Origin of the sequence: Egicoccus halophilus (assembly GCF_004300825.1) — a bacterium.
Classification (GTDB): Bacteria; Actinomycetota; Nitriliruptoria; order Nitriliruptorales; family Nitriliruptoraceae; genus Egicoccus; species Egicoccus halophilus.
In genome coordinates, this window is record NZ_CP036250.1 from 2,004,372 (window position 1) to 2,031,180 (window position 26,809).

At 73.0% G+C, this 26,809-nt stretch carries 23 protein-coding genes; 21 read left to right on the forward strand and 2 right to left on the reverse strand.

Annotated elements, in window-relative coordinates; translation table 11 throughout:
- The first annotated feature begins 76 nt into the window (after window positions 1-76).
- The 16 genes from ELR47_RS08915 to ELR47_RS08990 all read left to right on the forward strand — a co-directional run bounded on the left by ELR47_RS08915 (window position 77) and on the right by ELR47_RS08990 (window position 15,830).
- Window positions 77-1,549, forward strand: a complete 1,473-nt coding sequence (locus tag ELR47_RS08915; RefSeq protein ID WP_165403963.1) for a UDP-N-acetylmuramoyl-L-alanyl-D-glutamate--2,6-diaminopimelate ligase — start codon at window positions 77-79, stop codon at window positions 1,547-1,549.
- Complete coding sequence (locus tag ELR47_RS08920; protein WP_130649583.1) at window positions 1,546-2,970, forward strand: UDP-N-acetylmuramoyl-tripeptide--D-alanyl-D-alanine ligase; 1,425 nt, start codon at window positions 1,546-1,548, stop codon at window positions 2,968-2,970. Before ELR47_RS08915 ends, ELR47_RS08920 begins: the two co-directional genes overlap by 4 nt.
- Entirely contained in the window at window positions 2,967-4,001 is a 1,035-nt protein-coding gene (gene mraY, locus ELR47_RS08925; protein ID WP_130649584.1) for a phospho-N-acetylmuramoyl-pentapeptide-transferase, read from the forward strand. Before ELR47_RS08920 ends, mraY begins: the two co-directional genes overlap by 4 nt.
- Entirely contained in the window at window positions 3,998-5,404 is a 1,407-nt protein-coding gene (gene murD, locus ELR47_RS08930; protein WP_130649585.1) for a UDP-N-acetylmuramoyl-L-alanine--D-glutamate ligase, read from the forward strand. The genes mraY and murD overlap by 4 nt, the downstream gene beginning before the upstream one ends.
- Window positions 5,401-6,648 (forward strand): putative lipid II flippase FtsW, encoded by a 1,248-nt coding sequence (ftsW, locus tag ELR47_RS08935; RefSeq protein ID WP_130649586.1) that lies wholly within the window; start codon window positions 5,401-5,403, stop codon window positions 6,646-6,648. Before murD ends, ftsW begins: the two co-directional genes overlap by 4 nt.
- Window positions 6,645-7,805, forward strand: a complete 1,161-nt coding sequence (murG, locus tag ELR47_RS08940; RefSeq protein WP_130649587.1) for an undecaprenyldiphospho-muramoylpentapeptide beta-N-acetylglucosaminyltransferase — start codon at window positions 6,645-6,647, stop codon at window positions 7,803-7,805. Before ftsW ends, murG begins: the two co-directional genes overlap by 4 nt.
- Entirely contained in the window at window positions 7,802-9,166 is a 1,365-nt protein-coding gene (murC, locus tag ELR47_RS08945; RefSeq protein ID WP_130649588.1) for a UDP-N-acetylmuramate--L-alanine ligase, read from the forward strand. Before murG ends, murC begins: the two co-directional genes overlap by 4 nt.
- On the forward strand, window positions 9,166-10,137 hold the full coding sequence (gene murB / locus ELR47_RS08950; protein ID WP_130649589.1) for a UDP-N-acetylmuramate dehydrogenase: 972 nt from the start codon (window positions 9,166-9,168) through the stop codon (window positions 10,135-10,137). Before murC ends, murB begins: the two co-directional genes overlap by 1 nt.
- Window positions 10,134-10,883 carry a cell division protein FtsQ/DivIB gene (locus ELR47_RS08955; protein ID WP_130649590.1) on the forward strand — a complete coding sequence of 250 codons (750 nt, stop codon included), beginning with the start codon at window positions 10,134-10,136 and terminating at the stop codon, window positions 10,881-10,883. The genes murB and ELR47_RS08955 overlap by 4 nt, the downstream gene beginning before the upstream one ends.
- 349 nt (window positions 10,884-11,232) lie before the next feature.
- A complete protein-coding gene (gene ftsZ, locus ELR47_RS08960; RefSeq protein ID WP_130649591.1) occupies window positions 11,233-12,540 on the forward strand; it encodes a cell division protein FtsZ in 1,308 nt (435 codons plus the stop codon).
- A gap of 19 nt (window positions 12,541-12,559) precedes the next feature.
- On the forward strand, window positions 12,560-13,303 hold the full coding sequence (locus ELR47_RS08965) for a purine nucleoside phosphorylase YfiH/LACC1 family protein (RefSeq protein ID WP_205745160.1): 744 nt from the start codon (window positions 12,560-12,562) through the stop codon (window positions 13,301-13,303).
- Window positions 13,300-14,040 carry a YggS family pyridoxal phosphate-dependent enzyme gene (locus ELR47_RS08970; protein ID WP_130649593.1) on the forward strand — a complete coding sequence of 247 codons (741 nt, stop codon included), beginning with the start codon at window positions 13,300-13,302 and terminating at the stop codon, window positions 14,038-14,040. The genes ELR47_RS08965 and ELR47_RS08970 overlap by 4 nt, the downstream gene beginning before the upstream one ends.
- Window positions 14,037-14,621 carry a cell division protein SepF gene (locus ELR47_RS08975; RefSeq protein ID WP_130649594.1) on the forward strand — a complete coding sequence of 195 codons (585 nt, stop codon included), beginning with the start codon at window positions 14,037-14,039 and terminating at the stop codon, window positions 14,619-14,621. Before ELR47_RS08970 ends, ELR47_RS08975 begins: the two co-directional genes overlap by 4 nt.
- A 2-nt stretch (window positions 14,622-14,623) precedes the next feature.
- Entirely contained in the window at window positions 14,624-14,878 is a 255-nt protein-coding gene (locus ELR47_RS08980) for a YggT family protein (RefSeq protein ID WP_205745161.1), read from the forward strand.
- Between the two features lie 26 nt (window positions 14,879-14,904).
- Window positions 14,905-15,495 carry a DivIVA domain-containing protein gene (locus ELR47_RS08985; RefSeq protein WP_130649596.1) on the forward strand — a complete coding sequence of 197 codons (591 nt, stop codon included), beginning with the start codon at window positions 14,905-14,907 and terminating at the stop codon, window positions 15,493-15,495.
- A 122-nt stretch (window positions 15,496-15,617) separates the two neighbouring features.
- Window positions 15,618-15,830 carry a hypothetical protein gene (locus ELR47_RS08990; protein WP_130649597.1) on the forward strand — a complete coding sequence of 71 codons (213 nt, stop codon included), beginning with the start codon at window positions 15,618-15,620 and terminating at the stop codon, window positions 15,828-15,830.
- A gap of 15 nt (window positions 15,831-15,845) precedes the next feature.
- Here the strand turns inward: ELR47_RS08990 and ELR47_RS08995 are convergent, their stop codons facing one another.
- On the reverse strand, window positions 15,846-16,451 hold the full coding sequence (locus tag ELR47_RS08995; protein ID WP_130649598.1) for a hypothetical protein: 606 nt from the start codon (window positions 16,449-16,451) through the stop codon (window positions 15,846-15,848).
- Window positions 16,448-19,651, reverse strand: coding sequence for an isoleucine--tRNA ligase (ileS, locus tag ELR47_RS09000; protein WP_130649599.1), 3,204 nt, complete (start codon window positions 19,649-19,651; stop codon window positions 16,448-16,450). Before ileS ends, ELR47_RS08995 begins: the two co-directional genes overlap by 4 nt.
- Before the next feature lie 394 nt (window positions 19,652-20,045).
- Between ileS and ELR47_RS18305 the strand changes: the two genes are divergently transcribed.
- The 5 genes from ELR47_RS18305 to dnaE all read left to right on the forward strand — a co-directional run bounded on the left by ELR47_RS18305 (window position 20,046) and on the right by dnaE (window position 26,657).
- Window positions 20,046-20,423, forward strand: a complete 378-nt coding sequence (locus ELR47_RS18305) for a TraR/DksA family transcriptional regulator (protein WP_165403964.1) — start codon at window positions 20,046-20,048, stop codon at window positions 20,421-20,423.
- Window positions 20,420-21,052 (forward strand): signal peptidase II, encoded by a 633-nt coding sequence (locus ELR47_RS09010; RefSeq protein ID WP_165403965.1) that lies wholly within the window; start codon window positions 20,420-20,422, stop codon window positions 21,050-21,052. Before ELR47_RS18305 ends, ELR47_RS09010 begins: the two co-directional genes overlap by 4 nt.
- Complete coding sequence (locus ELR47_RS09015) at window positions 21,049-22,050, forward strand: RluA family pseudouridine synthase (RefSeq protein ID WP_130649601.1); 1,002 nt, start codon at window positions 21,049-21,051, stop codon at window positions 22,048-22,050. Before ELR47_RS09010 ends, ELR47_RS09015 begins: the two co-directional genes overlap by 4 nt.
- The gene (map, locus tag ELR47_RS09020; protein ID WP_130649602.1) at window positions 22,047-22,814 is read left to right on the forward strand and encodes a type I methionyl aminopeptidase; all 768 of its coding nucleotides are present in this window, start codon (window positions 22,047-22,049) and stop codon (window positions 22,812-22,814) included. The genes ELR47_RS09015 and map overlap by 4 nt, the downstream gene beginning before the upstream one ends.
- A gap of 291 nt (window positions 22,815-23,105) precedes the next feature.
- Complete coding sequence (gene dnaE / locus ELR47_RS09025; RefSeq protein ID WP_205745162.1) at window positions 23,106-26,657, forward strand: DNA polymerase III subunit alpha; 3,552 nt, start codon at window positions 23,106-23,108, stop codon at window positions 26,655-26,657.
- Window positions 26,658-26,809 lie beyond the last annotated feature (152 nt).

Genomic DNA, 26,809 nt, shown 5'->3' on the forward strand with positions numbered 1-26,809 from the left:
CGAGCGCCCCTTGTGGCGCACCGGCGTCGGTTCCACCGACGTCTCACCGACATCCGACGGCCCGAGGAACTCGTCCGTGACGGCGTACCTGTCCGAAGTCGCTGCCGCCCTGCCCGGGGCGCGGCAGCGGGGCGACGACGTCGTGGTCGTCGACGCGACCCACGACAGCCGCCAGGTGGTGCAGGACGGCCTGTTCTGCGCGATCCGGGGGGCCACGGTGGACGGCCACGACCACGCCGCCCAGGCCGTGGCCGACGGGGCCCGCGCGCTGCTGGTCGATCACTGGCTCGACCTGCCCGTCGCCCAGGTGCTGGTGTCGGACGTGCGCGCGGCGGCCGGTCCGGCGGCGGCCGTCGTCCACGGCCGCCCGACCGACCAGTTGTGCGTGGTGGGCGTGACCGGCACCAACGGCAAGACCACCACGGCCTACCTGCTGGAGGCGGCGTTCGCGGCCCACGGGACGGGGGTCGGCGTCATCGGCACGGTCGAGACCCGGGTGCACGGTGAGGCCCAACCGGGCGTGCGCACCACACCGGAGGGCACCGACCTGCAGCGGCTGCTGCGGCACATGCGCGACCGCGGCGCCGACGCGGTCGCGATGGAGGTCTCCTCGCACGGTCTGGACCTGCACCGGGTCGACGGGACCCGCTTCGCGGTCGCCGCCTGGACCAACCTGACCCAGGACCACCTCGACTGGCACGGCACGATGGAGGCGTACTTCGCCGCCAAGGCCCGGTTGTTCACCTCCGCGTTCGCCGGACGGGGCGTCGTCCACCTCGATGGCCCGTGGGCCCGGCGGCTGCTCGAGGTCAGCGAGATCCCGGTCGTGACGGTCGGGCGCGACGAGGCCGCCGACGTGCGCATCGTCGACGAGGTCGCCGACGTGACCGGCTCGCGGGCCCGCCTGGTCGGGAGGGAGATCGACCTGCCGATCGCCACCCGCCTGCCCGGGCGCTTCAACACGACCAACGCCGCGCTGGCCGTGCTGAGCGCGATCGAGGCCGGCGTGCCCGCTGCGGTGGCGGCCGAGGGCGTCGCTGCCTGTCCGGGCGCCCCGGGTCGGCTCGAGCGGGTCGAGGCCGGGCAGCCCTTCACGGTGCTGGTCGACTACGCACACACCGCCGACGCCGTGGAACAGGCCCTGGAAACGGTGCGTGACCTGCTCGAGCCCGACCGTCGGGTCGTGGTCGTGTTGGGTGCCGGCGGCGACCGTGACCGCGCCAAGCGCGCTCCCATGGGCGCAGCCGCCGCGCGCGCCGACGTGGCCGTGCTGACCTCGGACAACCCACGGAGCGAGGACCCCGGGGCGATCCTCGCGGCGGTCGCCGACGGTGCCCGTGCCGCGGTCGCCGCCGGGGCACCAGCCAGCGTGCACACCGAACTCGACCGACGCCGAGCCATCGCGCTCGCGCTCGCGCTCGCGGCGCCCGGTGACGTCGTCGTGATCGCCGGCAAGGGACACGAGACCGGTCAGCAGTTCGCCGATCGGACCCTGCCGTTCGACGACCGGCTCGTCGCCCGCGAGCTGCTGGAGGGAAGCCAGGAATGATCCCGCTCGCACTGCAGGAGGTCGCCGCGGCCGTCGGGGGCGAGCTCGTCGGGGACGCCCGGACCGAGATCCGCACCGTCAGCACCGACTCGCGCACCGTGGCCGACGGGGCGTTGTTCGTCGCGCTGCCGGGGGAACGGGCCGACGGTCACGACCACGTCGCGGCCGCCGTCACCGCCGGCGCCGCCGCGGTGCTGGTGTCGCGACCGATGGACGCCGGCGTTCCCGAGGTCCGGGTCGCCGACACCTGGCTCGCCGTCCGCGCCCTGGCGGCGGACGTCCGACGCCGGGTCGACCCGGCGACGGTCGCCGTCACCGGGTCGGTCGGCAAGACCACCGTCAAGGACCTCACCGCGGCGGCGTTGGGATCGCAGCGCCGGACCGTCGCGGCCAGGGGTTCGTTCAACAACGAACTCGGCGTGCCGCTGACCCTGCTGGAGCTGACCGCGGACACGCAGGCGCTCGTCACCGAGATCGGCGCCCGGCATGTCGGCGACATCGCGACCCTGGCGCCGGTGGCGGCACCCGACGTGGCGGTCGTCACGGCCGTCGCCGGGGTCCATCTCGAGATCTTCGGCAGCATCGAACGGGTCGCCGTGGCCAAGCGTGAGCTGGTGGAGTCGCTGGGCCCGTCCGGTGTCGCCGTGCTCAACGTCGCCGACCCGCGGGTGGCGGCCATGGCCACGGCCGCACCCGCGGTGATCTCGGTGGCCCTCGACGACCCGCGTGCCGACGTCCACGCCCGCGACGTCGTCCTCGACCGCCACGCGCGGGCGAGCGCCACGGCGGTGACGCCCTGGGGGCGGGTGCCGTTGACGCTGCCGATCGCGGGGCGCCACCACGTCGGCAACGCGCTGCTGGCGCTGGCGGTCGCCGGTCACCTGGAGGTCGACCTCCACGCGGCCGCGGCCGCGCTGGCGGGCGCGCCGGTGAGCCGCTGGCGGGGCGAGGTCGTCGAAGCCGGCGACGTGGTGGTGGTCAACGACGCCTACAACGCCAATCCCACCTCCGTCGGTGCGGCGCTCGACACGCTCGTCGCCGTCGAGCGCACCGGTCGGACCCACGCGGTCCTCGGTGTCATGGCCGAGATCGGTGACGACCACCACCGCGAGCACGTCGCGGTCGGCGCGCGCTGTGCCGAACTCGGCGTCGACGAACTCGTCGTGGTCGGCGACCTGGCCGTCGGGATGGCGGAGGGGGCCCGAGCGGCCGGACTCGCGCACGTCGTCGAGGTGCCCGACGCCGACACGGCACTCGAGCACCTGCTCGCCAGCGTCGCCCCGGGTGACGTCGTGCTGGTCAAGGCGTCGCGGGTCGGCGGACTCGAACGCGTCGCCGACGGACTGGTCGAGGCACGGGGCGAGCGCGACACCGCGGGCACCCCCCGGGACGCACGGAACTCGGAGGCCCCACTGCCGTGATCGCCATCCTCATCTCCGGCACGGTCGCGCTGGTGGCCGCGCTGGCCGGCACGCCGCTGGTCATCACCTACTTCCGTGAGCGGGGGTTCGGGCAGTTCATCCGCGAGGAGGGTCCCGAGGCGCACCACGCCAAGGCCGGCACCCCCACCATGGGCGGCACGGCGATCGTGCTGGCCGCCGTGCTCGCCTTCCTGACCGCGCACCTGACCTCGGTCACCTTCACGCCGGTCGGCTGGCTGGTCGTGTTCGTGTTCGTCGGCATGGCGGCCGTCGGGTTCGCCGACGACTTCATCAAGTTGCGGATGCAGCGCAACCTCGGCCTGAACAAGACCGCCAAGTTCCTGGGCCAGGCGGTCATCGCCGCGGTGTTCGCCTTCGCCGGTCCGGCCCTGGCCGACCTGCCGACCAACATCTCGATCGTCGGCGCGCTCGAGATCCAGCTGCCCAACTGGGCCTTCTTCCTGTGGATCTTCCTGCTGCTCGCGGGCGCCTCCAACGCCGTCAACCTCACCGACGGCCTCGACGGCCTCGCCGCCGGGTCGGGTGCGCTGGTGTTCGGCGCCTACACGCTGATCGCGTTCTGGCAGTTCCGCAACCCGTTCGCCTACCCGATGGAGAGCGGTGAGGCGCTCGACGTGGCCATCATCGTCGCGGCCGTCATGGCCGCCTGCGCCGGGTTCCTGTGGCACAACGCGCCGCCGGCCCGCATCTTCATGGGCGACACCGGTTCGCTCGCGTTGGGTGGGTTGCTGGCCGCGGTGTCGGTGGTCACCAACACCCAGGTGCTGCTGGTGCTGCTCGGCGGCCTGTACGTCCTCGAGACGCTGTCGGTGATCATCCAGGTGGCGGTGTTCCGCAGCACCGGCAGGCGGGTGTTCCGCATGGCGCCGATGCACCACCACTTCGAGCTGCTCGGGTGGCAGGAGACCACCATCATCGTGCGGTTCTGGATCATCGCCGGGATCGGCGTCGCCCTGGGTCTGGGCACGTTCTACGCCGAGTACCTGTCGCGGTTCGGACCGCTCGGATGAGCGAGCTGTCTGCCCCCCGGCCCCTCGAGGGCGTCACCCGGGTGCTGGTCGTCGGGCTCGGGGCGTCCGGCGTCGCCGCCGCGGACGCGCTGCTCGACGCCGGGGTCGCGGTCACGATGGTCGACGACCGCGACGACCACCCGGCTGTCGCGGACCTGCGTGCCCGCGGCATCGAGGTCGCCACCGGCGTGGCGCCGGTCGAGCGCCTCGACGGCCACGACCTCGTGGTGCCCTCGCCCGGCGTGCCCGAGCATGCACCCGTCCTGCGGGCCGCGGCCGAGCGCGGCATCCCGGTGTGGTCGGAACCCGAGCTCGGGGCCCGCCGCCACCCCCGGCGGCTGCTCGCCGTGACCGGTACCAACGGCAAGACGTCGGTCACCGAGCTGCTCGCGGCCATGCTCGCCACCGGTGGGCTCGACGCGCGTCCCTGCGGCAACATCGGGACGCCGTTCACGACGGCGGCGGCCGCAGCGCCCGGGGATGCCGTGCTCGTCGCCGAGCTGTCGTCGTTCCAGCTCCGCTTCGTCGAACGTCTGCGACCCGAGGTCGGCGTGCTGCTCAACCTGGCGGCCGACCACCTCGACTGGCACCCGACGATGGCCGCCTACGGCGAGGCCAAGGCGCGCCTGTGGCACGCCCAGCAGCCCGGTGACTGGGCGGTCGTCAACGCCGCCGACGCGACGACCCGGTCGCTGGCCAGCCGATTCGCCCCGGCCGGTCGGGCCGCCTTCGACGGCACCGGCGCGGTCGTCGGCGTCGGCGTCGGCGTGGCCGGTCCGGCGCTCGTCGCCGCGACGCCGGCGTTCGAGGGACCGCTCGTGCGGCTCGACGAACTCGCGCTGGCGGCGCCCCACCACCGGGCCAACGTCGCCGCGGCCGCGACGGCCGCGCTGCTGGCCGGCGTCGATCCGGCCGCCGTGGCGGAGGCCGCCCGCCGCTTCCACCCCGGCCGTCACCGACTCGAGCTGGTGGCCGAGCGCGGCGGGGTGCGCTTCGTCGACGACTCGAAGGCCACCAACGTCCACGCCGCGGCGGCCGCGCTGCGCTCCGCCGAACGCATCGTGTGGATCGCGGGGGGACTGGCCAAGGGCGTCGACCTCGGCGCGCTCGGCGCGCACCTCGACGCGGTCCGTGCCGCGGTGCTGATCGGGACCGCGGCCGAGGAGTTGGCCGAGGTGTGCGCCGCCGCCGGTGTCCCCGCCAGGATCGCTGCCAGCATCGAGGACGCCGTCACGTCGGCCGCGGCGCTCGCCCGGCCGGGGGACACGGTGCTGCTCGCGCCGGCGTGCGCGTCGTTCGACCAGTTCTCGGGGTATGCACAACGTGGCGAGCGATTCGCCGCGGCCGTGCGAGCCTTGCCGCCCGCGACCGCAACGACCGGCGGAACAGGAGCGAGCCGATGAGCGTGCAGCAGACCCGGCCACGGAACCGCGGCGCACAGCGCGTCGACGGTGGCCGCCTCGCCCGGCTGCACGAGCGGTGGCGGCCCGGCGCGTGGAACGGTGACGCCACCGCCATCACGGTCGTCACGGCCGGACTGTTGCTCATCGGCCTGGTGATGACCTACTCGGCGAGCATCGTCGATGCCGCCGAGGCCGGGGACCCCTTCGGCGTGTTCCGCCGACAGCTGCTCTGGGCCGTCCTCGGCGTGCCCGCCTTCGCCCTGGTCGCCAACCTCGACCCGCGGGTGTGGCGTCGGCTCGCCTGGCCCCTGCTGGCGGTCTCGCTCGTGGGGCTCGTGCTGGTGCTGGTCCCCGGCGTGGGCATCACGCGCTTCGGCTCCACCCGATGGCTCGGATTCGGCCCGATGGTCGTGCAGCCCTCGGAGATCGCCAAGCTCGCGGCCCTGCTGTGGCTGGCCGACGTCCTGGAACGCAAACGTCCCAAGGACGGCTCGCTGCACACCCCGGCGCACCTCAACGTGCCGGCGTTGCCGCTGCTGGGCGTGCTCGGGACGCTGGTGCTGTTCCAGCCCGACCTCGGTACCACGATCCTGCTCGCGCTCATCATCGGCGCGGTGCTGTGGGTCGAGGGGCTGCCCGGTCGCTACGTCGGGATGGCGGCACTCGGCGGCCTGGCCGCGATCGCGGTGCTCGCGGTCATCGCGCCCTACCGCCTGGCACGGATCACCGGTTGGTTGCACGCGGAGGACGACCCGCTGGGCACCGGCTACCAGTTGATGCAGTCGCGCTACGCGCTGGGCGAGGGAGGCTGGTTCGGGGTCGGCCTGGGCTCCTCGCGCGCGAAGTGGAACTTCGTCCCCAACCCCGAGACCGACTTCATCTTCGCCATCATCGGCGAGGAGCTCGGGCTCGTCGGTGCCGCCGTGGTGCTCGCGCTGCTCGGTGCGATGTTCTTCGTCGGCCTGCGCATCGCGTACGCCGCCGAGGGCTTCCAGCGCACCGCGGCGTTCGGGCTCACGGCCTGGATCGTCGGGCAGGCGCTGATCAACGTCGCGATGGTCATCGGTCTGTTGCCGATCACCGGTGTCACCCTGCCGCTGGTCTCGGTGGGCGGGTCGTCGCTGGTCTCGACGCTGGTCGCCCTGGGGATCCTGGTGGCCATCGCGCGGGCGACACCACCCACGGTCACCCGTCTGCGTCCGGGGGGCCCCCGCCTCGTCCACTCGACCGGAGACGACTCGTGACGACCAAGGTCCTCGTCGCCGGCGGTGGCACCGCCGGACACGTGTTCCCCGCGATCGCCGTCGCCAAGGAACTGCAGCGGCAGGCCGACGTCGAACCGGTCTTCGTCGGGGTCCCGGACCGTCTGGAGGCACGCCTGGTCCCGCCGGAGGGGTTCCGGCTGCACGAGATCGCCGCCGTGTCGGTCCCGCGACGGCCGTCGGCCGCGCTGCTGCGGTTGCCGTTCGCGCTGCGCGCCTCGATCCGGGCCTGCGAGCGCATCGCCCGGGCGGAGCGGGCCGCCGCCGTGGTCACGTTCGGCGGCTACGTCTCGTTCCCGCTCGACCGGGCCGCCAAGCGCCTGGGACTGCCGCTGGTCGTCCACGAGCAGAACGCGGTGCCCGGGCTCACCAACCGCGTCGCCGCGCGCTGGGCGGACCGGGTGGCCGTCACCTTCCCCGGGTCCGCCGACCGGTTCCCGCAACCCGAGCGCGTCGCCGTCACCGGTGACCCGGTGCGTGAGGACATCCTGCGCCTCGACCGTGACGCCGAGCGTCCCGCGGCGCGCGAGGCGTTCGGCCTCGAGCCGGACGTGCCCACCCTGCTGGTCTTCGGCGGCAGTCAGGGCGCGGCCTCGCTGAATCGGGCGATCGTGGACGCCCACGCCCGCTGGGGCACGGACGCGCTGCAGGTGCTGCACGCCGCCGGCCGCTCCCAGCACGCCGACGCGACGGCGGCCTGGGACCGCGTCCGCGAGGGCCGGCCCGGCCTGCGGGTGCAGGTGGTCGACTTCATCGACGACATGGCCCGTGCGTACGCCGCCGCCGACCTCGTGGTGTGCCGTGCCGGTGCCACCTCGATCGCCGAGCTGACCGTGCTGGGACTGCCCGCGGTCCTGGTTCCCTATCCTTCGGCGACCGGCGACCACCAGACCGCCAACGCCCGCGCCCTGGAGCAGACCGGCGGCGCGCTCGTCGTGGCGGACGCCGACCTCGACGGTGCCTCGCTGGTCGCGGCTGCCGAACCACTGTTGACCGACCCCGACCACCACGCCCGCATGGCGGCCGCCTCGCGCGCGTTCGGGCGCCCCGACGCCGCCGCCAACGTCGCGCGGCTGGTGCTCGAACAGCTCGACCGTGCGCCCGCGGGCGGCCACAACGACCTGGAGGACCCCGCATGACGCTGTTGGACACGCCACGACGGGTCCACCTGGTGGGCATCGGCGGTGCCGGCATGTCCGGCATCGCCCGCATCCTGTTGCAGCGTGGGCACGCGGTGTCCGGGTCGGACCTGCAGGCGGGCCGCTCCGTGGCCGAGCTCCAGGTGCTCGGTGCCCGGGTGGAGATCGGGCACGATGCCGCCAACCTCCGCGACGCCGAGATCGTGGTGATCTCCTCGGCGGTCCCGGCCGACAACCCCGAGCTCGTCGCCGCCGCCGACACCGGGCTGATCGTGCTGCGCCGGGCGCAGATGCTCGCCGCGCTGATGGCCGACGAGCGGGCCGTGCTCATCGCCGGCACGCACGGCAAGACCACGACGACGTCGATGACGGTGGTCGCGTTGCAGGCCGCCGGTCAGGATCCGAGCTTCGCGATCGGGGGGTCGCTCAACGAGAGCGGCACGAACGCGCACGGTGGAACCGACGGGGTGTTCGTGGCCGAGGCCGACGAGTCGGACCGGTCGTTCCTGTACTACGTCCCCGACATCGCCGTCGTCACCAACCTCGAGCTCGACCACCCCGACGAGTTCGCCGACGAGGCCGACGTCGTGCGGGCGTTCCACGAGTTCCTCGCCCGACGCCCGCAGGGCGCGCCGGTGCTGTTGTGCGCCGACGACCCCGGCAGCCGGGCGCTCGCCGACGACGTCGCCGGCCCGATCGTGACCTACGGCACCGACGCCCGCGCCGATCTGCGCCTGTTGCTCGGCGACGACGGCGTCCACGAGCTGCGACGGGGTGGCGAGGCGGTCTGCCAGCTGCGCCTGGCCGTCCCGGGACGTCACAACGCCCTCAACGCGGCGGCAGCGCTGGCCGTGTGCGACCTCGTCGGTGTCGACCTGCAGTCCGCCGCCGACGGCCTGGCGCGCTTCACCGGCGCAGCGCGACGCTTCCAGCGTCTCGGCCGTGCCGCCGAGGTCGAGGTGGTCGACGACTACGCGCACCACCCGACCGAGTTGCGCGCGACGCTCTCCGCGGCGCGCTCCACCGACGCCCAACGGATCGTGGTGGTCGTCCAGCCGCACCGGTACTCCCGAACCCAGGTGCTGGGTGCCGAACTCGGTCGTGCGGCGGCTGCCGCGGACCTGGTGGTCGTGACCGACGTCTACGCGTCCAGCGAAGCCCCGGTCCCGGGCGTGACCGGCCGCCTGGTCGCCGACGCCGCCGAGGCCGCCGGTGCCAAGGTCGTCTACCAGGCGCACCTGGGCGACGTGGTCGACGCCCTGGTCGAACACGTCCGTCCCGGTGACCTGGTGCTCACCACGGGCGCCGGGGACGTGACCCAGGTCGGTCCGGCGCTGCTCGCCCGCCTCGGACGACACTGATGGCCGAGCAGCGAACGGACCTGACGCGTTCGACGGCGACGACCACCGACGCGCTCGTCGCCGAGTTGCGCGACGGTGTGGTCGGTGAGGTACGCGCGCAGGCCTCGCTCGCCGAGCTGACGACCCTGCGGGTCGGTGGCGCCGCGCGGGTGCTGGTGGTCGCCGAGCGTGACCAGGACCTGGCCGCCGTCGGGGCCGCCTGCCGCCGCCACGGCGTGCCGTGGACGGTGGTGGGACGAGGCTCCAACCTGCTGGTGGCCGACGCCGGCTGGCCCGGGGTGGCGATCCAGCTGGGCCGAGGATTCCGCTCGCTGGAGGTCACCGACGGTCGGGTGCGGGCAGGCGCGGCCGAACCGTTGCCCGCGCTCGCCATGCGCGTTGCCGACGCGGGCCTCGGCGGGTTCGCCTGGGCGTGCGCCGTGCCCGGGACACTGGGCGGTGCCGTGCGCATGAACGCCGGGGCGCACGGCGGGCAGATGGCCGACCACCTGGTCGAGGTCGACGTCGTGCGTCTGCACTCGGGGACCCGGGAGACCTGGCCGGTCGAGGCGCTGGGTCTGACCTACCGCCATTCGTCGTTGCCCGACGACGCCGTCGTGGTCGATGCGACCCTGCAGTTGCGCGCGGGGGAGCCCGAGGCCGTGAAGGCCGAGATCCGGGAGATCCGTGGCTGGCGGCGCGAGCACCAGCCGCTCAACGAGCCCAACTGTGGGTCGGTGTTCACCAACCCGCCGGACGACAGTGCGGGACGGCTGGTCGAGGCGGTCGGTGGCAAGGACCTCGTGGTCGGCGGGGCCCGGATCAGTGACCGGCACGCCAACTTCATCGTCACCTCGCCCGGCGCCAGCGCGGCGGACGTACGGACGTTGATCCGGCAGGTCCGTACGCGGGTGCAGGCGCGTTTCGGTGTCCGTCTGCGTCCCGAGGTCGCCATGCTGGGCGACTTCGACGACGGGGGGCTGGACCCGTGATCGACGAGCGGATCGCCGAGCGTCGGCGGCAGGTCCGCGAGCAGCGTCGGCGTTCCCGGCTGCGGCGGACGGTGGCGACGATGCTCGGGGTGCTGGTCGTGGTGGCCCTCGTGCTGGTCGAGCGGTCGGACCTCGTCGGCCTCGAGGAGGTCCGCGTGGTCGGCGCCGAGCGCCTGGGCGAGCAGCGGGTGCTCGAGGCCGCGGACCTGGCGCTGGGCACCTCCACGCTGCGGCTCGGACTCGCCGACGCCGAACAGCGGGTGGAGGCGTTGCCGTTGGTGCGCGATGCCGAGGCCCGCCGGCTGGATCCCCTCACGGTGCAGATCGCGGTCGTCGAACGCGAGCCGGTCCTCGTCGCCCGGGGCGACGGTCAGGAGGTGCTGCTCGATCGCGAGGGGGTGGTGATCGCGCAGGGTTCGCTCGACGGACTCGCGGTGGTGGAGTTGCCCGGAGCTCCTCCCGCGCCGGGGGAGCGGACGGACGCCGACGCCGCGCTGGCCAACGCCCATCAGGCGTGGCGGGGGCTGTCCGGGCCGTTGCGGGCCGAGGTGGTCCGCTATGTCGCGGGCAGCGCCGACGACCTCCGGCTGCGACTGGCATCGGGCACGGAGGTGCGCTTCGGCCGCGCCGAGCGGATGGACGAGAAGGTTCGTGCGCTGGGCGCGGTGCTCGAGGACCTCGACGGAACGGAGGTCGCGAGCATCGACGTCCGTGCGCCCTCGCGCCCCGTGGTCACGCCGCCCTGATCCGGTGGATCCGGGCGCGCACGGGGGGTTCCGGGTGTGCGGAGGCCGAGCGGTGGCCGACCGGTCGGCGGATCGAGCCCCCGCCCGGGGGGCGGGTGCTTGCTCCGGCGGGGGCAGGGACGTTACGGTCACCCGCCACCAGAGGTTGACATAACGATAGACCTCTACTTGAGGTCGAGGCTTGAGGCGTCCGCCGTGCGCCCACCGTGTCCGGTTCCCCGGAGCGGAGGACGGCGCCGACGACGCCTTTCGCCGCGACCGACGCTGGACCGCCGGTCCGGTGTGCCCGTCGGCATCACCCGGGGAACCGTCCCCGGTGCTGCCCGGTCGAGAAACGCAGGAGGAGCCCATGGGGGCGAACCCCTCGAACTACCTGGCCGTCATCAAGGTCGTCGGGATCGGCGGCGGTGGGGTCAACGCCGTCAACCGGATGATCGACGCCGGCCTGCGCGGCGTCGAGTTCATCGCGATCAACACCGACGCCCAGGCGCTGCTGATGTCCGACGCGGACGTCAAGCTCGACATCGGCCGCGAGTTGACGCGCGGGCTCGGCGCCGGCGCGGACCCCTCGGTCGGCCACCAGGCGGCCGAGGACCACCGCGACGAGATCACCGAGGTCCTCAAGGGCGCCGACATGGTGTTCGTGACCGCGGGTGAGGGCGGCGGGACCGGAACCGGCGCGGCGCCGCTGGTCGCGCAGGTCGCCAAGGAGCTCGGTGCGCTGACGATCGGTGTCGTCACCCGCCCGTTCGCCTTCGAGGGTCGGCGGCGGTCGAACCAGGCCGAGCAGGGCATCGCCCGGCTCAAGGACGAGGTCGACACGCTCATCGTCATCCCCAACGACCGCCTCCTGCAGATCGCCGACGGGCAGACCTCGGTCGTGCAGGCGTTCGGTCTCGCGGACGAGGTGCTGCTCCAGGGTGTCCAGGGCATCACCGACCTGATCACCACGCCGGGCCTGATCAACCTCGACTTCGCCGACGTCCGCACCGTGATGAAGGACGCCGGCAGCGCCCTGATGGGCATCGGCAAGGCCCGTGGCGACGCGCGGTCGCTCGAGGCGGCACAGCTGGCCATCAGCTCGCCGCTGCTCGAGGCGTCCATCGACGGCGCGCAGGGGGTGCTGCTGATGCTGGCGGGTGGCAGCGACCTCGGGTTGTTCGAGGTGAACGAGGCCGCCGACGTGATCACCAAGGCCGCGCACCCGGAGGCCAACATCATCTTCGGTGCGGTCATCGACGACTCGCTCGGTGACGAGGTGAAGGTCACCGTCATCGCGGCCGGTTTCGACAAGTTCCCCGCGGACGACGAGCCCGACCACGCGGCACCGGGTGCCGCGGCGGCGGGTTCCCGCGGTGCCCTCGGGGGCCCGGCGGGTGGAGCGCCACAGGGCGCCGCGGGTGTCGGCGCCCCTGCGGCGACCCAGGCGGGCGCGGCGAGCACCCCCGTGGCGGCCGAGGCGAGCGCCGGTGCGGCGCCTGCCGCGGTCGAGGAGGTCGTGACCACCTCGGCGCCGGCGGACAGCGCGTCGTCGCCGCTGGCCGAGGACGATGACGAGCCCGACGAGGTCTTCCGCCCCGCACAAGCGGGCTCGACGACGAGCGACGACGAGCGCGGGGGCGACGACGACCTCGACGTCCCGTCGTTCCTGCGCTGAGACGCTGACCGAGGTGTCCGTGCTCCTGCTCGACGTCGAGCTCGCCGACGGGGCGCGTGCCTGGTTCACCGGCCGCGACCCCGCCGCGCCGCCGCGCGCGGTCGGCGCGCCCGGCAACCTGTCGCACCGACGCCCCCACCACCCGGCCGAGCTGGCGCGCGACCGGGCCGAGGTCGCGGACCGGATCGGGCACGCGGCCGGGACCTGGCACACCATGCGTCAGGTCCACGGCGCCGAGGTGGCCGTGGTCGACGACGCGACCCCGGTCGGTGCGGAGCTGCGCGACGTCGACGCGGTGGTCACCGATCGGCCCGGACGGCCGCTCGCGGTCGCGGTCGCGGACTGCGTGCCCGTCCTGCTGGCGGGCCACCGGTCGGTGGCAGCGGTCCATGCCGGTCGTCGTGGCGTCGAGACCGGCGTGGTGGATGCCACCCTGCGGGCGATGACGAGCCTCGGTGACCCGCCCGAACGGGTGCGTGCCGTGACGGGACCGGCCATCGGCGGCTGCTGCTACGAAGTGCCCGGCGAGTTGCGTGACGCGGTCGGTGCCGAACATCCGCGGGCCGTCGGGCGGACCAGCTGGGGCACGCCCTCGCTGGACCTGCCGGCTGCGGTGCACGCGCGGCTGCGCGCCACCGGGGTGTGCAGCGTCGACGCCGTGGGTGGCTGCACCGCCTGCGACCCGCAGCAGCGGTGGTTCAGCCACCGCGCCGACGCGGCGACCGGACGGCAGCTGGGCATCGTCGTGCGGTTGCCGGCATGACCGGCCAGCCACCCGCCGTCGACCTCGAGGCACGCCTGACGCGGGTCCGCGCCCGCATCGCCGAGGCCGCGGCCGCAGCGGGACGGGCACCCGCGGACGTTCGGCTGATCGGGGTGACCAAGACGCATCCGCCCGAGCTCGGTCGGGCCGCCGTGGCCGCCGGGCTGGTGTCGCTGGGGGAGAACCGGGTGCAGGAGCTGCTCGCCAAGCTCCCGCAGGTCCCGGGGGCCCAGTGGCACCTGGTCGGGAACCTGCAGCGCAACAAGGTCAAGGACGTCGTGGGCCGGGCGGTGCTGGTCCACACGCTCGACCGTCGCTCGCTGGCCGACGCGCTGTCGCGTCGGGCGGAGCAGCAGGGCACGGTCCAGCGGGTGCTCGTGCAGGTCAACGTCGCCGACGACCCGGCCAAGCACGGTTGCCCCTGCGACGAGACGCTGGCGTTGGTCGCGTACGCTCGCGACCTGCCGCACCTGGTGGTCGAAGGACTGATGACCGTTCCTCCGCTCCCCGCGGGGGACGACGATCCGTCCGAGGCCGCCCGGCCGCACTTCGCCACGTTGCGCCGGTTGCGCGACGACGCACGCAAACGGTTCCCGGAGGTGGTCCACCTCTCCATGGGCATGTCCGCCGATCTCGAGGCGGCGGTGTCCGAGGGAGCGACGATGATCCGGATCGGTACGGCGCTGTTCGGGCCCCGCCAAGCGGGACCGTGGCGCCCACAGGAGGTTGGGACGTGAGCAGCGGCATGTGGAACCGCACCATGATCTACCTCGGGCTGAAGGAAGAGCCCGAGGAAGACTTCGACGGCAGCGCCGAGCAGTTCGTCCCCGAGGACGATCCGCACGCCGAGCACGCCGAGCCGCGTCCCGCGCAGAGCCGGCGGCGCGAACCGGCGTCGGTCGCGGCCGGCGACAGCGCAGGCGCGGGGCGGCTGCGTGAGGTGGAGGCCGACGAGGCCACGGTGCGACCGCTGCGCCAGTCCGCCGGCAGCAGCGAGGTCCACGTGCGCGCCGTGCCCAAGGTGCCGGTCGCCCGTGCTGCCGTGGTCGAGTTGTCGAGTTTCGACGACGTCCCGGCGGTCGGCTCGCGCTACCGGACCGGCCAGGCGGTGCTGTTCGACCTGACGCGGGCCAGCGCCGGGGACGCACGACGCATCGTCGACTTCGTCTCGGGGCTGACCTACGCCCTGCACGGGCGCTTGACCAAGGTCGGCACACGCGCCTTCCTGCTCGTTCCCGAGGGTGTCCATCTGCCTGTCGAGGAGCGACGCCGGCTCGGCGACCTGGGCTACCGCGTCTCCGCCGGCGCCGAAGGCTGACCGTGATCACCCTGTTGTTGCAGATCTACCTCTACGTGCTGCTCGCGCACGTGATCTTCTCGTGGGTGCCCCGACCGCCGGAACCGCTCATGCCGTTCGTGCTGGGCGTGCGGCGGCTGGTCGAACCGGTCGTCGCGCCGCTGCGCCGGGTCATCCCGCCCGTGCGCCTGGGCGGCATCGCCCTGGACCTGTCGATCATCGTGCTGTTCATCGGCATCCGACTGCTCATGGGCGTGACGTCGCGAATCGGCCTGTAGGCGCCGACCGAGCCCGAGGAACCACCATGACCCTGCGTCCGCAGGACCTGGTCGACCACGGCCTGCGCCGGGCCTTCCGCGGCTATGCGGCCGCCGAGGTCGACGCGTTGCTCGGTCGGCTCGCCCAGCAGCTGGCGCAGACCGAGGCGGAGGCCGACCACCTGCGACGACGCGTGCGTGATGCCGAGGCGCGGCTCGCCGCGACCCTGGAGCGCGAGGGAGCGGCCAAGCGCAACGTGGCCGTCGCCGACGGGGCGGTGCAGCGCGCCATGGAGGACGCCCGCGAGCAGGCCGACGAACTGCGGGCGGCCTGCGAGCGCGAGGTCCTCGCGCAGCTCGAGGCGGCCGAGCGCCGCGCCGCCGCGATCGTCGCGCAGGCCGAGCAACAGGCCGCTCGGCAGTGGCCGGCGTCCGACGCGCGAGCTCCGGGGGCGGCGCCGACGGCCGCCGGTCCCGTGCCGTCGCTCGACGCGGTGGCGACCGACGGGCTCGTGGCCGGTCCAGCGCCGGGCGCTGGCCACCGTCCGTCGGGCTCGGCCGGTCCGTCGTCCGTCCCGACGCCGTCGGTAGGGTCGATCACGCCGCGGGCCGAGCCCCAGGGCGATGCCACGGCCTGAACGGGCCGGGGGATCGGTCGGGATCTCCGCCGGGCGGCGTGCTGTCCGCCGGAGGAGATCGTGCCCGTGGTTGTCGGGGTGCGACGCCGTCCTCCGCGATGACGAGGTCCGAGAGGTCGACCATGATCGTGCTGAGCCTGCTGCTCGTCGTGACGGCCGTCGCGTTGATCGCCGCCAACCCGTTCGTCGACGGACTGACGTTGGCCTACCTGGCGATCGGTTCGTCACTGGCGTCGCTCGTCTCCCTCGCGGCAGCGGTGCTGCTGCGCCGGGGCGCCGACCCCGTGCCGGTGCGGGTCGACCGCCCGGGTAACGACGCCACCGGCCGGCCCTGAGCCGGTGCGGGTGCGTCAACCCGTCGGTGCGTCGTCGATCGCCTGCCTGGCCCCCCGACGTGCCGCCTGCTCCATCGGATGGTGGCGGTAGCCGTAGCGGGCCGACAGCCACAGATAGACCGGGAACAACAGCGGGCCGAGCCGTTCCGCCTGACGGACGTGCACCGCTTCGTGGGCGAGCAGCGCCGGGGAGGCCGTGGCCTGCCGCGAGAGCACGACGTGGCCGATCGCGTTGGCCTCGGCACCGACGAGTCGCAGCGCGAACGCCGACGCTCCCTGCACCTGTTCGGTGACGAAGCAGCCGAGGTCGTCGCGCCAACGCGGTCGGCCGCCGGACACCACGGCGACCAGGAGCCCGACGGCCGTCAGCGGCGAGGCCCACGCGAGCGCGGCGAGCTGCCCGGCCCGGGTCCGTGGCTGCGCTGGGACCCAGCCGGCCAGGCGGCGCCCGAGGGGGCCCTGGCGTGGCGGGGTGGTGGCGGGCGCTGCCGTGGCCGTGCCCGCCACCGGCCGGGACCGGGCGCGGGTGGCGAGCACGACCTCCCGCCGCTGACGGAGCGCGCCGACGACCCCGGCGCCCAACGTGGCGAGCACCGCCGCCCACAGCAGTCGGCGGATCATCGGACCCGCTCCATCGCGACCCGGGCCGTGCCGGGACCGAGGTCGACCTCGGCCGCGTCGTCGGGGACCGCGTCACGCTCGATCGTGGTGGCGAGCACCTCACGGGCCACGAGGTCGTAGAGGCCGCCCGCGGCGAGCTCCGCGTCCAGCGCCGACGGGTCGACGACCAACCGCAGGACGATGCGGTCGTCGAGCGCCAGCCCGGCGCCCTTGCGCAGGTCGTTGACGGCGCGCACCAACTCGCGCGCGGCGCCCTCGACCTCCAACTCGCGGCTGAGCGCGGTGTCGAGCGCGAACGAGGTCCCGCCCTGGGAGGCGACGGCCCAGCCGGTGCGCGAGGTCTCGACCACCTCGACCATCCCGGTGCTGAGGGTGACCGGTTCGCCGTCCACGGTCAGCACCGCCTCGCCGGCGTCGGCGAGTGCCGCCGCCACCGCGGCCGCCGTGTCCGGGTCGGCCTTGCGCAGGGCGTCGCCCACGGCGGGGGACCGCTTGCCGAACGCCGGCCCGAGCGCGCGGAAGTTGGGCTTGAGCGAACGCTCGACGAGGTCGCCGGTGCCGTCGGCGAGCTCCACCTGCTTGACGTTGAGCTCGTCGGCGATGTCGGCCACCAGCGTGGCGAGTCCGACGCGCTCGGCCTCCGGCACCGTCACCAGGGCGCGGGCCAGGGGCTGACGGACCTTGACCGCCGAGGTGGTGCGGGCCTGGCGCCCGAGTTCGACCACCCGACGTGCGGTACCCATCGCCTGGCGCAGCGACTCGTCCGCCCACTCCCCGGCCGCGACGGGGAAGTCGGTCAGGTGCACCGACGGCGGCGCCTGCCCGTCCTGGCTGACCACCAGGTCCTGCCACAGCCGTTCGGCGAAGAACGGCGTGAACGGGGCCAGCAGCTGTGCGAGCGTGCGCAGACAGGTGTGCAGCGTGTGGTACGCGGCCGCCTTGTCGGCCGGGTCGTCGGCCACCGCCTTCCAGAACCGGCGTCGGTTGCGTCGCACGTACCAGTTCGACAGGTCGTCGACGAACCGCTCGAGCCGGCGGGTCGCGCTCGAGACGTCGTAGCGCTCCAGCGCGGTGTCGACGACGGTGACGACGTCGGCGAGCTCCGCCAGCACCCAGCGGTCCGCGGCGGGTCGTTCTGCGACCGCAGGGGCTGGGGTGGCCAGGTCGAAGCCGTCGATCGCGGCGTAGGTGGTGAAGAACACGTGGGTGTTCCAGATCGTGAGCAGGAACCGACGGACGATCTCGTCGAGCAGCTGCGGACCGACCCGCCGCGACACCCACGGGTTGCCCTCGGCCAGCATCAACCACCGCAGGGCGTCGGCCCCGTTGCGCTCGATCAGCTCCCAGGGATCGAGGATGTTGCCCAGCGACTTCGACATCTTGCGACCGTCCTCGTCCACGATGTGGCCGAGGCAGACGCAGGTGCGGTAGGAGCTGTCACCGAACAGCAGGGTCGACTCGGCCAGCAGCGTGTAGAACCAGCCACGGGTCTGGTCGATCGCCTCGCAGATGTAGTCGGCGGGGTAGTGGCGGGCGAACTCCTCGCGCCCCTGGTGCGGGTAGCCCCACTGGGCGTAGGGCATGGCGCCCGAGTCGAACCAGGCGTCGGCGACGTCGGGGACGCGGGTCGCCGTCTGGCCGCACTGGCCGCACGGCAGGACCACCTCGTCGACGTAGGGCCGGTGCGGGTCGAGCTCGGCATGGTCCTCGCCGCTGAGCGTGGAGAGCTCCGCCCGGGAACCGACCACCGTGACGTGGCCGTCCTCGCAGCGCCAGAACGGCAACGGGGTGCCCCAGTAGCGGTCCCGTGACAGGGCCCAGTCGACGTTGTTCTCCAGCCAGTTGCCGAAGCGCCCGTCCCGGATGTGCTCCGGGTGCCAGTCGATGCCGGCGTTGTTGGCCAGCAGCTGGTCGCGAACCGCGGTCGTGCGGATGTACCACGACGGCTTGGCGTAGTAGATCAACGGACGCTTGCAGCGCCAGCAGTGGGGGTAGGTGTGCGAGTAGCGGGTCGCCTGGAACAGCCGGCCGCCGGCGGTCAGCTCCCGGATGATGTCGGGGTCGGCGTCCTTGACGAAGCTGCCGGCCCACGGGCCGACGGTGAACTTCCCCTCCCGGTCGACGGGATTGAGCACCGGCAGTCCGTGCTCGCGGCCGACGGCCATGTCGTCGGCGCCGAAGGCGGGCGCGAGGTGCACGATGCCCGACCCGTCGGTGGTCGTGACGAAGTCGGCGGTCACCACGTAGCGCCAGTCCTGGTCGGCCTCGGGCGCGACGATGGTGAACGGCGCCTCGTAGTGGGCACCGACCAGCTCGTCGGGTGCGACCTCGCGCACCACCTCGTAGAGCTGGTCACCGCGCTCGCCGAGCACCCGCTCCACGAGGTCGGCGGCCAGCACCAGCAGTTCGTCCTCGCCGCCGGCGTCGGTGGCCGACACGCGCACGAGTTGGTAGCGCACGTCGGCGCCGACGGCGCAGGCGGTGTTGGACGGCAGGGTCCACGGGGTCGTGGTCCACACCAGCAGCGCCGCGCCCTCGTCGGCCAACGGTCCGTCGAGCAGTGGGAAGCGCACGAACACGCTCGGGTCCTCGACCGTCTGGTAGCCCTGTGCCACCTCGGCGTCGGACAGGGCGGTGCCGCACCGGCCGCAGTAGGGCGCGACCCGGTGGTCCTCGAAGATCAGGTCCCGGTCCCACAGCTCCTTGAGGCCCCACCACAGTGAGTCGACGTAGGTCGCGTCCATCGTGCGGTACGGGTCGTCGGTGTCGATCCAGAACCCGATGCGCTCGGTGAGCCGTTCCCAGACGTCGACGTAGCGCAGCACCGACTCCCGGCAGCGGGCGTTGAACTTCTCGATGCCGTACGCCTCGATGTCCGCCTTGGAGTTGAGGCCGAGCTCCTTCTCGACCTCGAGTTCCACCGGCAGGCCGTGGCAGTCCCAGCCACCCTTGCGGCGCACGAAGAACCCCTTCATCGTGCGGTAGCGCGGGAAGATGTCCTTGAAGGTGCGGGCCTCGACGTGGTGGGTGCCGGGACGGCCGTTGGCGGTCGGCGGGCCCTCGAAGAACGTCCACACGGGGGCGTCGGCGCGCTGCTCGACACTGCGCGCGAAGACGTCGAGTGCGCGCCAACGGTCGAGCACCTGCGCCTCGAGCTGCGGCAGGTCGGGCTGGGGAGCGACGCTGGGCCAGGTGGTCATCTTCGTCCTCGGGAGGCAGACGGTGTGCGACCCGAGGGACGACGCCGCACGGCGCCGCGGTACCACCCTCGTTGCCGGCCCCGCCCGTGTCCCGGGCGCCGTGACCGACCGCTTCGTTGGGGCTTTCCGCCGGCACCCCGAGGGGTTCCGGTCGGCCCGCGTCTCGTGCGGGACCCGTCCGCGCCTACGCGTCCGGGCGGGCCCGGACGTTCGGCGCGGCCGCTCGGCGGTGATGACGGCGGGGCCGCACCACCGGCTCCCACCGTCCCGGCTCGCTCCTGGTGCGACCGACCCGCCGCCGCGTCCGCGTCACAGCGTTGGATCGTGCCCGGGCAGCATAGGTCGTCGTGCAACCGGCCGTGGCACACCGAGCGGTCTGGTACCTTCCGGCGCCATGGCATCCGAGAACCCGTACCCACAGGACCAGCTCGACGAGCGTCGTCGGGAGCTGCTCGCCGAACGACAGTCGCTGATCGGCCAGGTCGAGGGGCTCGACGCCGAAGCCGACGTCAAGAACTGGCGCGAGGGCGGCTTCGACGACGACCCGGCCGACGCCGGCTCCGCCAGCTTCGAGCGCGAGACCGCGCAGTCGCTGTCGAATCACGCCCGTCGGCTGCTGTCCCAGATCGACGACGCCCTGCGCCGCATGGACGCCGGTACGTACGGCACCTGCGAACGCTGCGGGAACGAGATCGAGCCCGCCCGTCTCGAGGCGCTGCCCTACGCCACGCTGTGCATGGACTGCAAGCGCCGGGACGAGACCGGACGTTGACCGACGCTCCGCCCGCCGCCGACGCAACGTCGCGGCCGGCGTCGCGACTGCCCACCCAGGTCGCGCTGCTGCTCGCCGCTGCGGTCGTGGTCCTCGACCAGGCCACCAAGGAGATCGCCGAGGCGGCATTGGGGATGGGGGAGTACGCCCCGCTGTTCGGCGACGCCGTCGGTTGGCAACTGGTCTACAACCCTGGGGCCGCCTTCGGGCTGCCGGCGCCGGCCTGGCTGTTCCTCGTGGTCACCGTGCTGGTCACGGTCATCGTGGCGCGCGCCCTGCCGCGTACCACGAGCCTGCTGCCGGCCTGCGCCTACGGTCTGCTGCTGGCGGGGGCACTGGGCAACGCCATCGACCGGCTCGTGCGTCCCAACGTCGTGGGTGAACGCAGCGGCTTCTTCCAGGGTGACGTGGTGGACTTCGTCGCCTGGGGCAACTTCCCCCGCTTCAACGTGGCCGACGCGGCGATCACGGTCGGTTTCGTGCTGCTGGCACTGGCGCTGTGGCGCGAGGAACAGGAGGCGAAGGCGGCCGACGAAGCGGCGCCCGCGACCGAGGCGCGGCAGGCGGGCTCCACGGCCGTCGACGCCGACGGGTCGGCCGGCGCGCCGTCGTCGCCGGAGCGTCCGTGAGCGTCGAGCGCGTCCCCGACGCGCTCGACGGCGAACGACTCGACGTCGTGGTGGCGGAGCTGTTCGAGATCTCGCGGTCCCGGGCGGCCGCCCGCATCGTCGGGGGCGAGGTGCAGCTCGACGGCCGGCCGGTGAGCAAGCAGCAGCGGGTGCGCGCCGGCCAGGCGGTGCGGTTCACGGCGACCGCCACGGCGCCACCCGGCGTCCCGGCTCCGCCGCTGCCGCCGGTGCGCTTCGAGGACGACCACCTGATCGTGCTGGTCAAGCCCGCCGGGCTGGTCGTCCATCCCGGACACGGTCAGCCCGACGGCACGCTGGTGGACGCGCTGGCCGCCGCGGGCGTCGCGCTGGCACCCGCCGGCGGGAAGGGGCGGCCCGGCATCGTGCACCGGCTCGACCGCGACACGTCCGGCCTGCTGATGGTGGCCAAGACCGACGCCGCCCACGCCGGGTTGGTCGAGGCGCTCCAGCAGCGCCGCGTCGCCCGTCGTTACCTCGCACTGGTCGAGGGCGTGCCCCAGGCGCCACGTGGACGCATCGAGGGGGCGCTCGGCCGCGACCCGGGCGACCGCACGCGCTTCACCGTCCGGGACGACGGCAAGGCGGCCGTGACCCGCTACCGGGTCCTCGACCAGGCCCCGGTCGGCGAGGGGCGCTCGGTGGCACTGTTGGCCTGCGCGCTCGAGACCGGCCGGACCCACCAGATCCGGGTCCACCTGTCGGCGCTCGGGCACCCGTTGCTCGCCGATCCCACCTACCGGGCCTCGGCCTCGCTGGCCGCGTCGCTCGACGTGCCACGCGTCGCGTTGCACGCCGGGCGGCTGGCCCTCGTGCACCCCGTGACCGGCGAGACGGTGGAGGTGACCGAGCCACTGCCCGACGACCTCGACGTCGTGCTCGCCCGGGCCGGTCTGCACCTGCCCGTGGACTGGTGGCAGGCCCTGGACACCCCGACCCTGGACACCCCGACGCCCGCCACGGCACAGGACGACGCGTGATCCTCCGAAAATCCCGCAAGGACGTGGCCGGACTCCGCGAGGCCGGCAGGGTCGTCGCGCTCGCCCACCGGGCGATGCGCGCGGCCGCCGACGTCGGGGTGAGCCTGCGCGACCTCGACGAGGTCGCCCGCGACGTGCTGCGCGAGCACGGCGCCACCTCGGCGTTCCTCGGCTACCACCCGCACTTCGCCCCGACGCCGTTCCCCGGGGTCATCTGCGCGTCGAAGAACGACGTCATCGTGCACGGCATCCCCGACGACGAACCGCTCGCCGACGGTGACCTGCTGAGCATCGACTTCGGTGCTGTCCTCGACGGCTGGGTCGGTGACGCGGCCGTCACCTTCAGCGTCGGTACCGTCCGCGAGGACGACGACCGGCTCCGCCAGGCCGCCGAGGACGCGCTCGCGGCCGGCATCGCCGCGGCCGTGCCGGGCAACCGTCTCGGCGACGTCGGGGCGGCCATCGGCGCGATCGGCCGTGGACACGGCTACGGCATCCCACAGGGGTGGGGCGGCCACGGCGTGGGCCGGCAGATGCACGAGGACCCCTCCGTTCCCAACGAGGGCGAGCCGGGCCGCGGGCTGCGGATCCGTCCCGGCCTGGTGATCGCGATCGAGCCGATGTTCATGGCCGGGGGACGCGACGACTACCGCATCGACGACGACGGCTGGACCATCCGCACCGTCGACGGCTCGCGCGCCTCCCACGCCGAACACACGATCGCGGTCACCGACGACGGCCCGCAGCTGCTGACCGTCGTCTGACCGTGAGACGCGCGCGAGGGCCGGGCGCTCGCTGCGCGCAGGCCCCACCCGCAGCCCCGCCCACCGGGCCACCTCGGCCCAGGAGTGGTAGCGTCGCGAACCACAGGCGTGTGGTTCTGGCACACCGGCTCGCGGCCCCTCGGCTGCGGTGCCGGGTGCACCTTCCCGCAGAATCCCGTCTGGTCCGGCGCTGCCCGTCATCCGACGGGCGGGGTCCGGTCCGACGTTCCCGGGATCGGCCGGGACACGACGAGCAGGCGAGTGGCCCAGGTGGCCAGGGGAGCGCGAGCAGTGGGTAGTGGCGACCGCGACAGCTTCGTCCACCTCCACGTGCACACCGAGTACTCGATGCTCGACGGGGCGTCGCGGCTCGGGCAGCTGTTCGACAAGGTCGCCCGCGACGGGCAGCCCGGTGTCGCCATCACCGACCACGGGGTGTTGTTCGGACTGGCCGACTTCTACAAGCAGGGCACCGCGGCCGGGGTGAATCCGATCCTCGGCTCGGAGCTGTACCAGGCGGTCGGGTCCCGGCACGACCAGCGGCTCGGCGGCTCCGACGGTCGCCAGCGCTACTTCCACCTGACCACGCTGGCGCAGGACGACGTCGGGTACCGCAACCTCGTCAAGCTCTCCACCAAGGCCTACCTCGACGGCTACTGGTACAAGCCGCGCGTCGACAAGGAGCTGCTCGCCGCGCACAGCGAGGGCATGGTCGTGCTCTCGGGCTGTCTCGGCTCGGAGGTGAACCAGGCCCTGCTCAAGGGCGACGAGGACGAGGCGCGCCAGGTCCTGAGCGACTTCAAGGACATCTACACCGCCGAGCGCTTCTTCGTCGAGCTCCAGGACCACGGCATCGAGGAACAGCGGCGCACCTGGCCGCTGCTCGAGAAGCTGGCCGGCCAACTCGGCCTGCGCACGGTCCTCACCAACGACTCGCACTACACCGACGCCGAGGACGCGCAGGCCCACGACGTGCTGCTGTGCATCCAGACCGGCTCGAAGCTCTCCGACACGGACCGGTTCAAGTTCTCCGGCGACCAGTTCTACGTCAAGACCGCCCGGGAGATGCGCCAGGAGTACGCCCAGTACCGCGACGCGCTCGATGCCACGCTCGACATCGCCGAGATGTGCGACGCGAAGATCGAGTTCGACCTCGACCTGCTGCCGGCCTTCCCCTGCCCGCCGGGCATGTCCGAGGCCGAGTTCCTGCGCCACAAGGTGTGGGAGGGTGCCCGCGAGCGCTACGGCGACCCGGTTCCCGACGCCGTCGCCCAGCGCATCGAGTACGAGCTCGGCGTCATCCAGGACATGGGCTTCCCCGCCTACTTCCTGATCGTCGCCGACCTGTGCGAGTACGCCCGCAGTGCCGGCATCCGCGTCGGTCCCGGTCGTGGTTCGGCCGGCGGTTCGGTCGTCGCCTTCTGCACCGACATCACGCGGGTCGACCCGATCAAGTACGGCCTGATCTTCGAGCGGTTCCTCAACCCGGCCCGTATCCAGATGCCGGACATCGACATCGACTTCGACGACCGTCGACGCGGGGAGATGATCCGCTACGCCGCCTCGCGCTACGGCGACGACCACGTGGCCCAGGTGGTCACCTTCGGGACCATCAAGGCGAAGTCGGCCATCCGCGACGCCGCCCGGGTGCTCGACGAGCCGTTCAGCGTCGGCGACACGCTGTGCAAGATGATGCCGCCCCCGCAGCAGGGCAAGGAGGCCCCGCTCGCCGAGGCCTACGACAAGTCGGTCGAGTTGCGGGAGGCCCGCAACGACCCGACCTACCGCCGGGTGCTCGAGACCGCCGAGAAGCTCGAGGGCCTGATCCGCCAGCACGGCATCCATGCCGCCGCGGTCATCATCGGCGCTTCACCGCTCGACGAGATCGTCCCGCTGCTCAAGACCGACCGTGGCGAGATCGTCACCCAGTACGAGATGGGCGCGGCCGAAGCCATCGGCCTGCTCAAGATGGACTTCCTCGGGCTGCGCAACCTCACGGTGATCTCGGACGCCGAACGGCACATCCGCGCCAACCGGGGCGTCGAGGTCGACCTCGACGACGCCGAACTGCTCGGCGACATGGACGACCCCACCACCTACGAGATGCTCTCGACCGGCTTCACGTTGGGCGTCTTCCAACTCGACTCGACCGGCATGCAGGCGCTGGTGCGCAAGCTCAGGCCGACCCGCTTCGAGGACATCTCGGCCCTGCTGGCGCTGTACCGCCCGGGCCCGTTGTCGATGGACATGCACGTCGCCTACGCCAACCGCAAGAACGGCCTCGAGGAGGTCACCTACGACCACCCGGACCTCGAGCCCGTGCTGGGCGAGAGCTACGGCGTGATCGTCTACCAAGAGCAGGTCATGAAGATCGCGACCGACCTCGCGGGCTTCACGATGTCCGACGCGGACGGGTTGCGCAAGGCGGTCGGCAAGAAGAAGCGCGACCTGATGGAGTCCTTCAAGGACCAGTTCATCAGCGGTGGCGTCGACAACGGCTACGACAAGTCCCTGATGAGCTCGTTGTGGGGCCTCATCGAGAAGTTCGCCGAGTACGGGTTCAACAAGTCCCACACGGTCGCCTACGGCGTGGTGAGCTACCAGACCGCCTGGCTCAAGGCCCACTACCCGGTCGAGTACATGGCGGCACTGCTCACCAGCGTCAAGAACCACAAGGACAACAAGCCGCTCTACCTCAACGAGTGCCGGCGCATGGGCATCCCCGTGCTGCCGCCCGACATCAACACCTCGGGCAGCGACTTCACCCCGCGAGGGGACGAGGTCCTGTTCGGGCTGTCGGCCGTACGCGGCGTGGGGGAGGGGATCGTCGAACAGATCGTCCGCGCCCGCACCGAGAAGGGCGCGTTCGCCGACTTCCAGGACTTCTGCGCCAAGGTCGACGCCAGTGTGCTCAACAAGCGCACGCTGGAGAACCTGATCCTGGCCGGCGCGTTCTCCTCGCTGGGTCACACGCGCAAGGGCCTGCTGGCCGTCTACGAACTGATGGTCGACACGGCCCAGAAGGCCAAGAAGGACGAGGCGGCCGGCTTCCTGTCGTTGTTCGGCGACGACGGCGGCGGTGCGGACGGGGTCGAGCTCGACGATGCCCCCGAGATCCCCACCGAGGAGTTCGACAAGTCCCAGCTGCTGAAGTTCGAGCGCGAGATGCTCGGGCTGTACGTCTCGGACCACCCACTGTTCGGCACCGAGCGGGTCCTCGAGCGTCACATCGACACCAGCTGCGCCGGCCTGCGCGAGCGCAAGGACAACGACAACGTCACGGTCGGCGGCGTGCTCACCGGCCTGACCAAGAAGTTCACCAAGAAGGGCGACACCTACCTCGTGGCCACCCTCGAGGACCTCACCGGCAACGTCGAGGTCGTCTTCTGGCCCAACACCTACCGCGCCGCGCACGAGGTGCTGGTCGAGGACGCCGTGCTGGTCGTGACCGGTCGACTCGAGGTGCGCGACGAGGCGCTCAAGCTGCAGGCCAACCGCGTCTCCGCACCGGACCTCTCCGAGGCGCTCGGCGCGCCGATCGTGGTGCGCTTCGCCACCGAACAGTGCACGGCGGACGCCGTACGGCGGCTCAAGGACATCCTCGTCCACCACCAGGGACCCGTCCCGGTGCACCTGCAGGTCGACGCGCCCGACGGCGCCTGTCGGACCTACCGTCTCGGCGACGAGCTGCGCGTCGAGCGGCACTCGGGACTCTTCGGCGAGATCAAGTCGGCGTTCGGTCCGCAGGCCATCGACGACGAGGCCGGCGACCGGACCTTCGGTGGTGACGAGGAGGAACCGCGCTGGCGGCGGGCCAGGGAACGCGAACCCGCGCTGACCTGACGAGCGCCGCGTGACGACGCACGAGGCGGCCATTGGGTTGCCTCCACCATCCCGCGCTCCCGTACACCGCGCAGGGGCTGCGCAGTCGCACGATCCCGTTACCCTCGAAGGTCGCGGAGGGGCCTGATCGAGCGCCTTCGCGGCCACCTGGC

What these genes read in the sequence shown, in the direction of transcription:
- ELR47_RS08920 (WP_130649583.1), top strand. Translation starts at nt 1,546, where the DNA reads ATGATCCCGCTCGCACTGCAGGAGGTCGCCGCGGCCGTCGGGGGCGAG.
- murD (WP_130649585.1), top strand. Translation starts at nt 3,998, where the DNA reads ATGAGCGAGCTGTCTGCCCCCCGGCCCCTCGAGGGCGTCACCCGGGTG.
- ftsW (WP_130649586.1), top strand. Translation starts at nt 5,401, where the DNA reads ATGAGCGTGCAGCAGACCCGGCCACGGAACCGCGGCGCACAGCGCGTC.
- murC (WP_130649588.1), top strand. Translation starts at nt 7,802, where the DNA reads ATGACGCTGTTGGACACGCCACGACGGGTCCACCTGGTGGGCATCGGC.
- murB (WP_130649589.1), top strand. Translation starts at nt 9,166, where the DNA reads ATGGCCGAGCAGCGAACGGACCTGACGCGTTCGACGGCGACGACCACC.
- ftsZ (WP_130649591.1), top strand. Translation starts at nt 11,233, where the DNA reads ATGGGGGCGAACCCCTCGAACTACCTGGCCGTCATCAAGGTCGTCGGG.
- ELR47_RS08970 (WP_130649593.1), top strand. Translation starts at nt 13,300, where the DNA reads ATGACCGGCCAGCCACCCGCCGTCGACCTCGAGGCACGCCTGACGCGG.
- ELR47_RS08985 (WP_130649596.1), top strand. Translation starts at nt 14,905, where the DNA reads ATGACCCTGCGTCCGCAGGACCTGGTCGACCACGGCCTGCGCCGGGCC.
- ELR47_RS08990 (WP_130649597.1), top strand. Translation starts at nt 15,618, where the DNA reads ATGATCGTGCTGAGCCTGCTGCTCGTCGTGACGGCCGTCGCGTTGATC.
- ELR47_RS08995 (WP_130649598.1), bottom strand. Translation starts at nt 16,451, where the DNA reads ATGATCCGCCGACTGCTGTGGGCGGCGGTGCTCGCCACGTTGGGCGCC.
- ileS (WP_130649599.1), bottom strand. Translation starts at nt 19,651, where the DNA reads ATGACCACCTGGCCCAGCGTCGCTCCCCAGCCCGACCTGCCGCAGCTC.
- ELR47_RS18305 (WP_165403964.1), top strand. Translation starts at nt 20,046, where the DNA reads ATGGCATCCGAGAACCCGTACCCACAGGACCAGCTCGACGAGCGTCGT.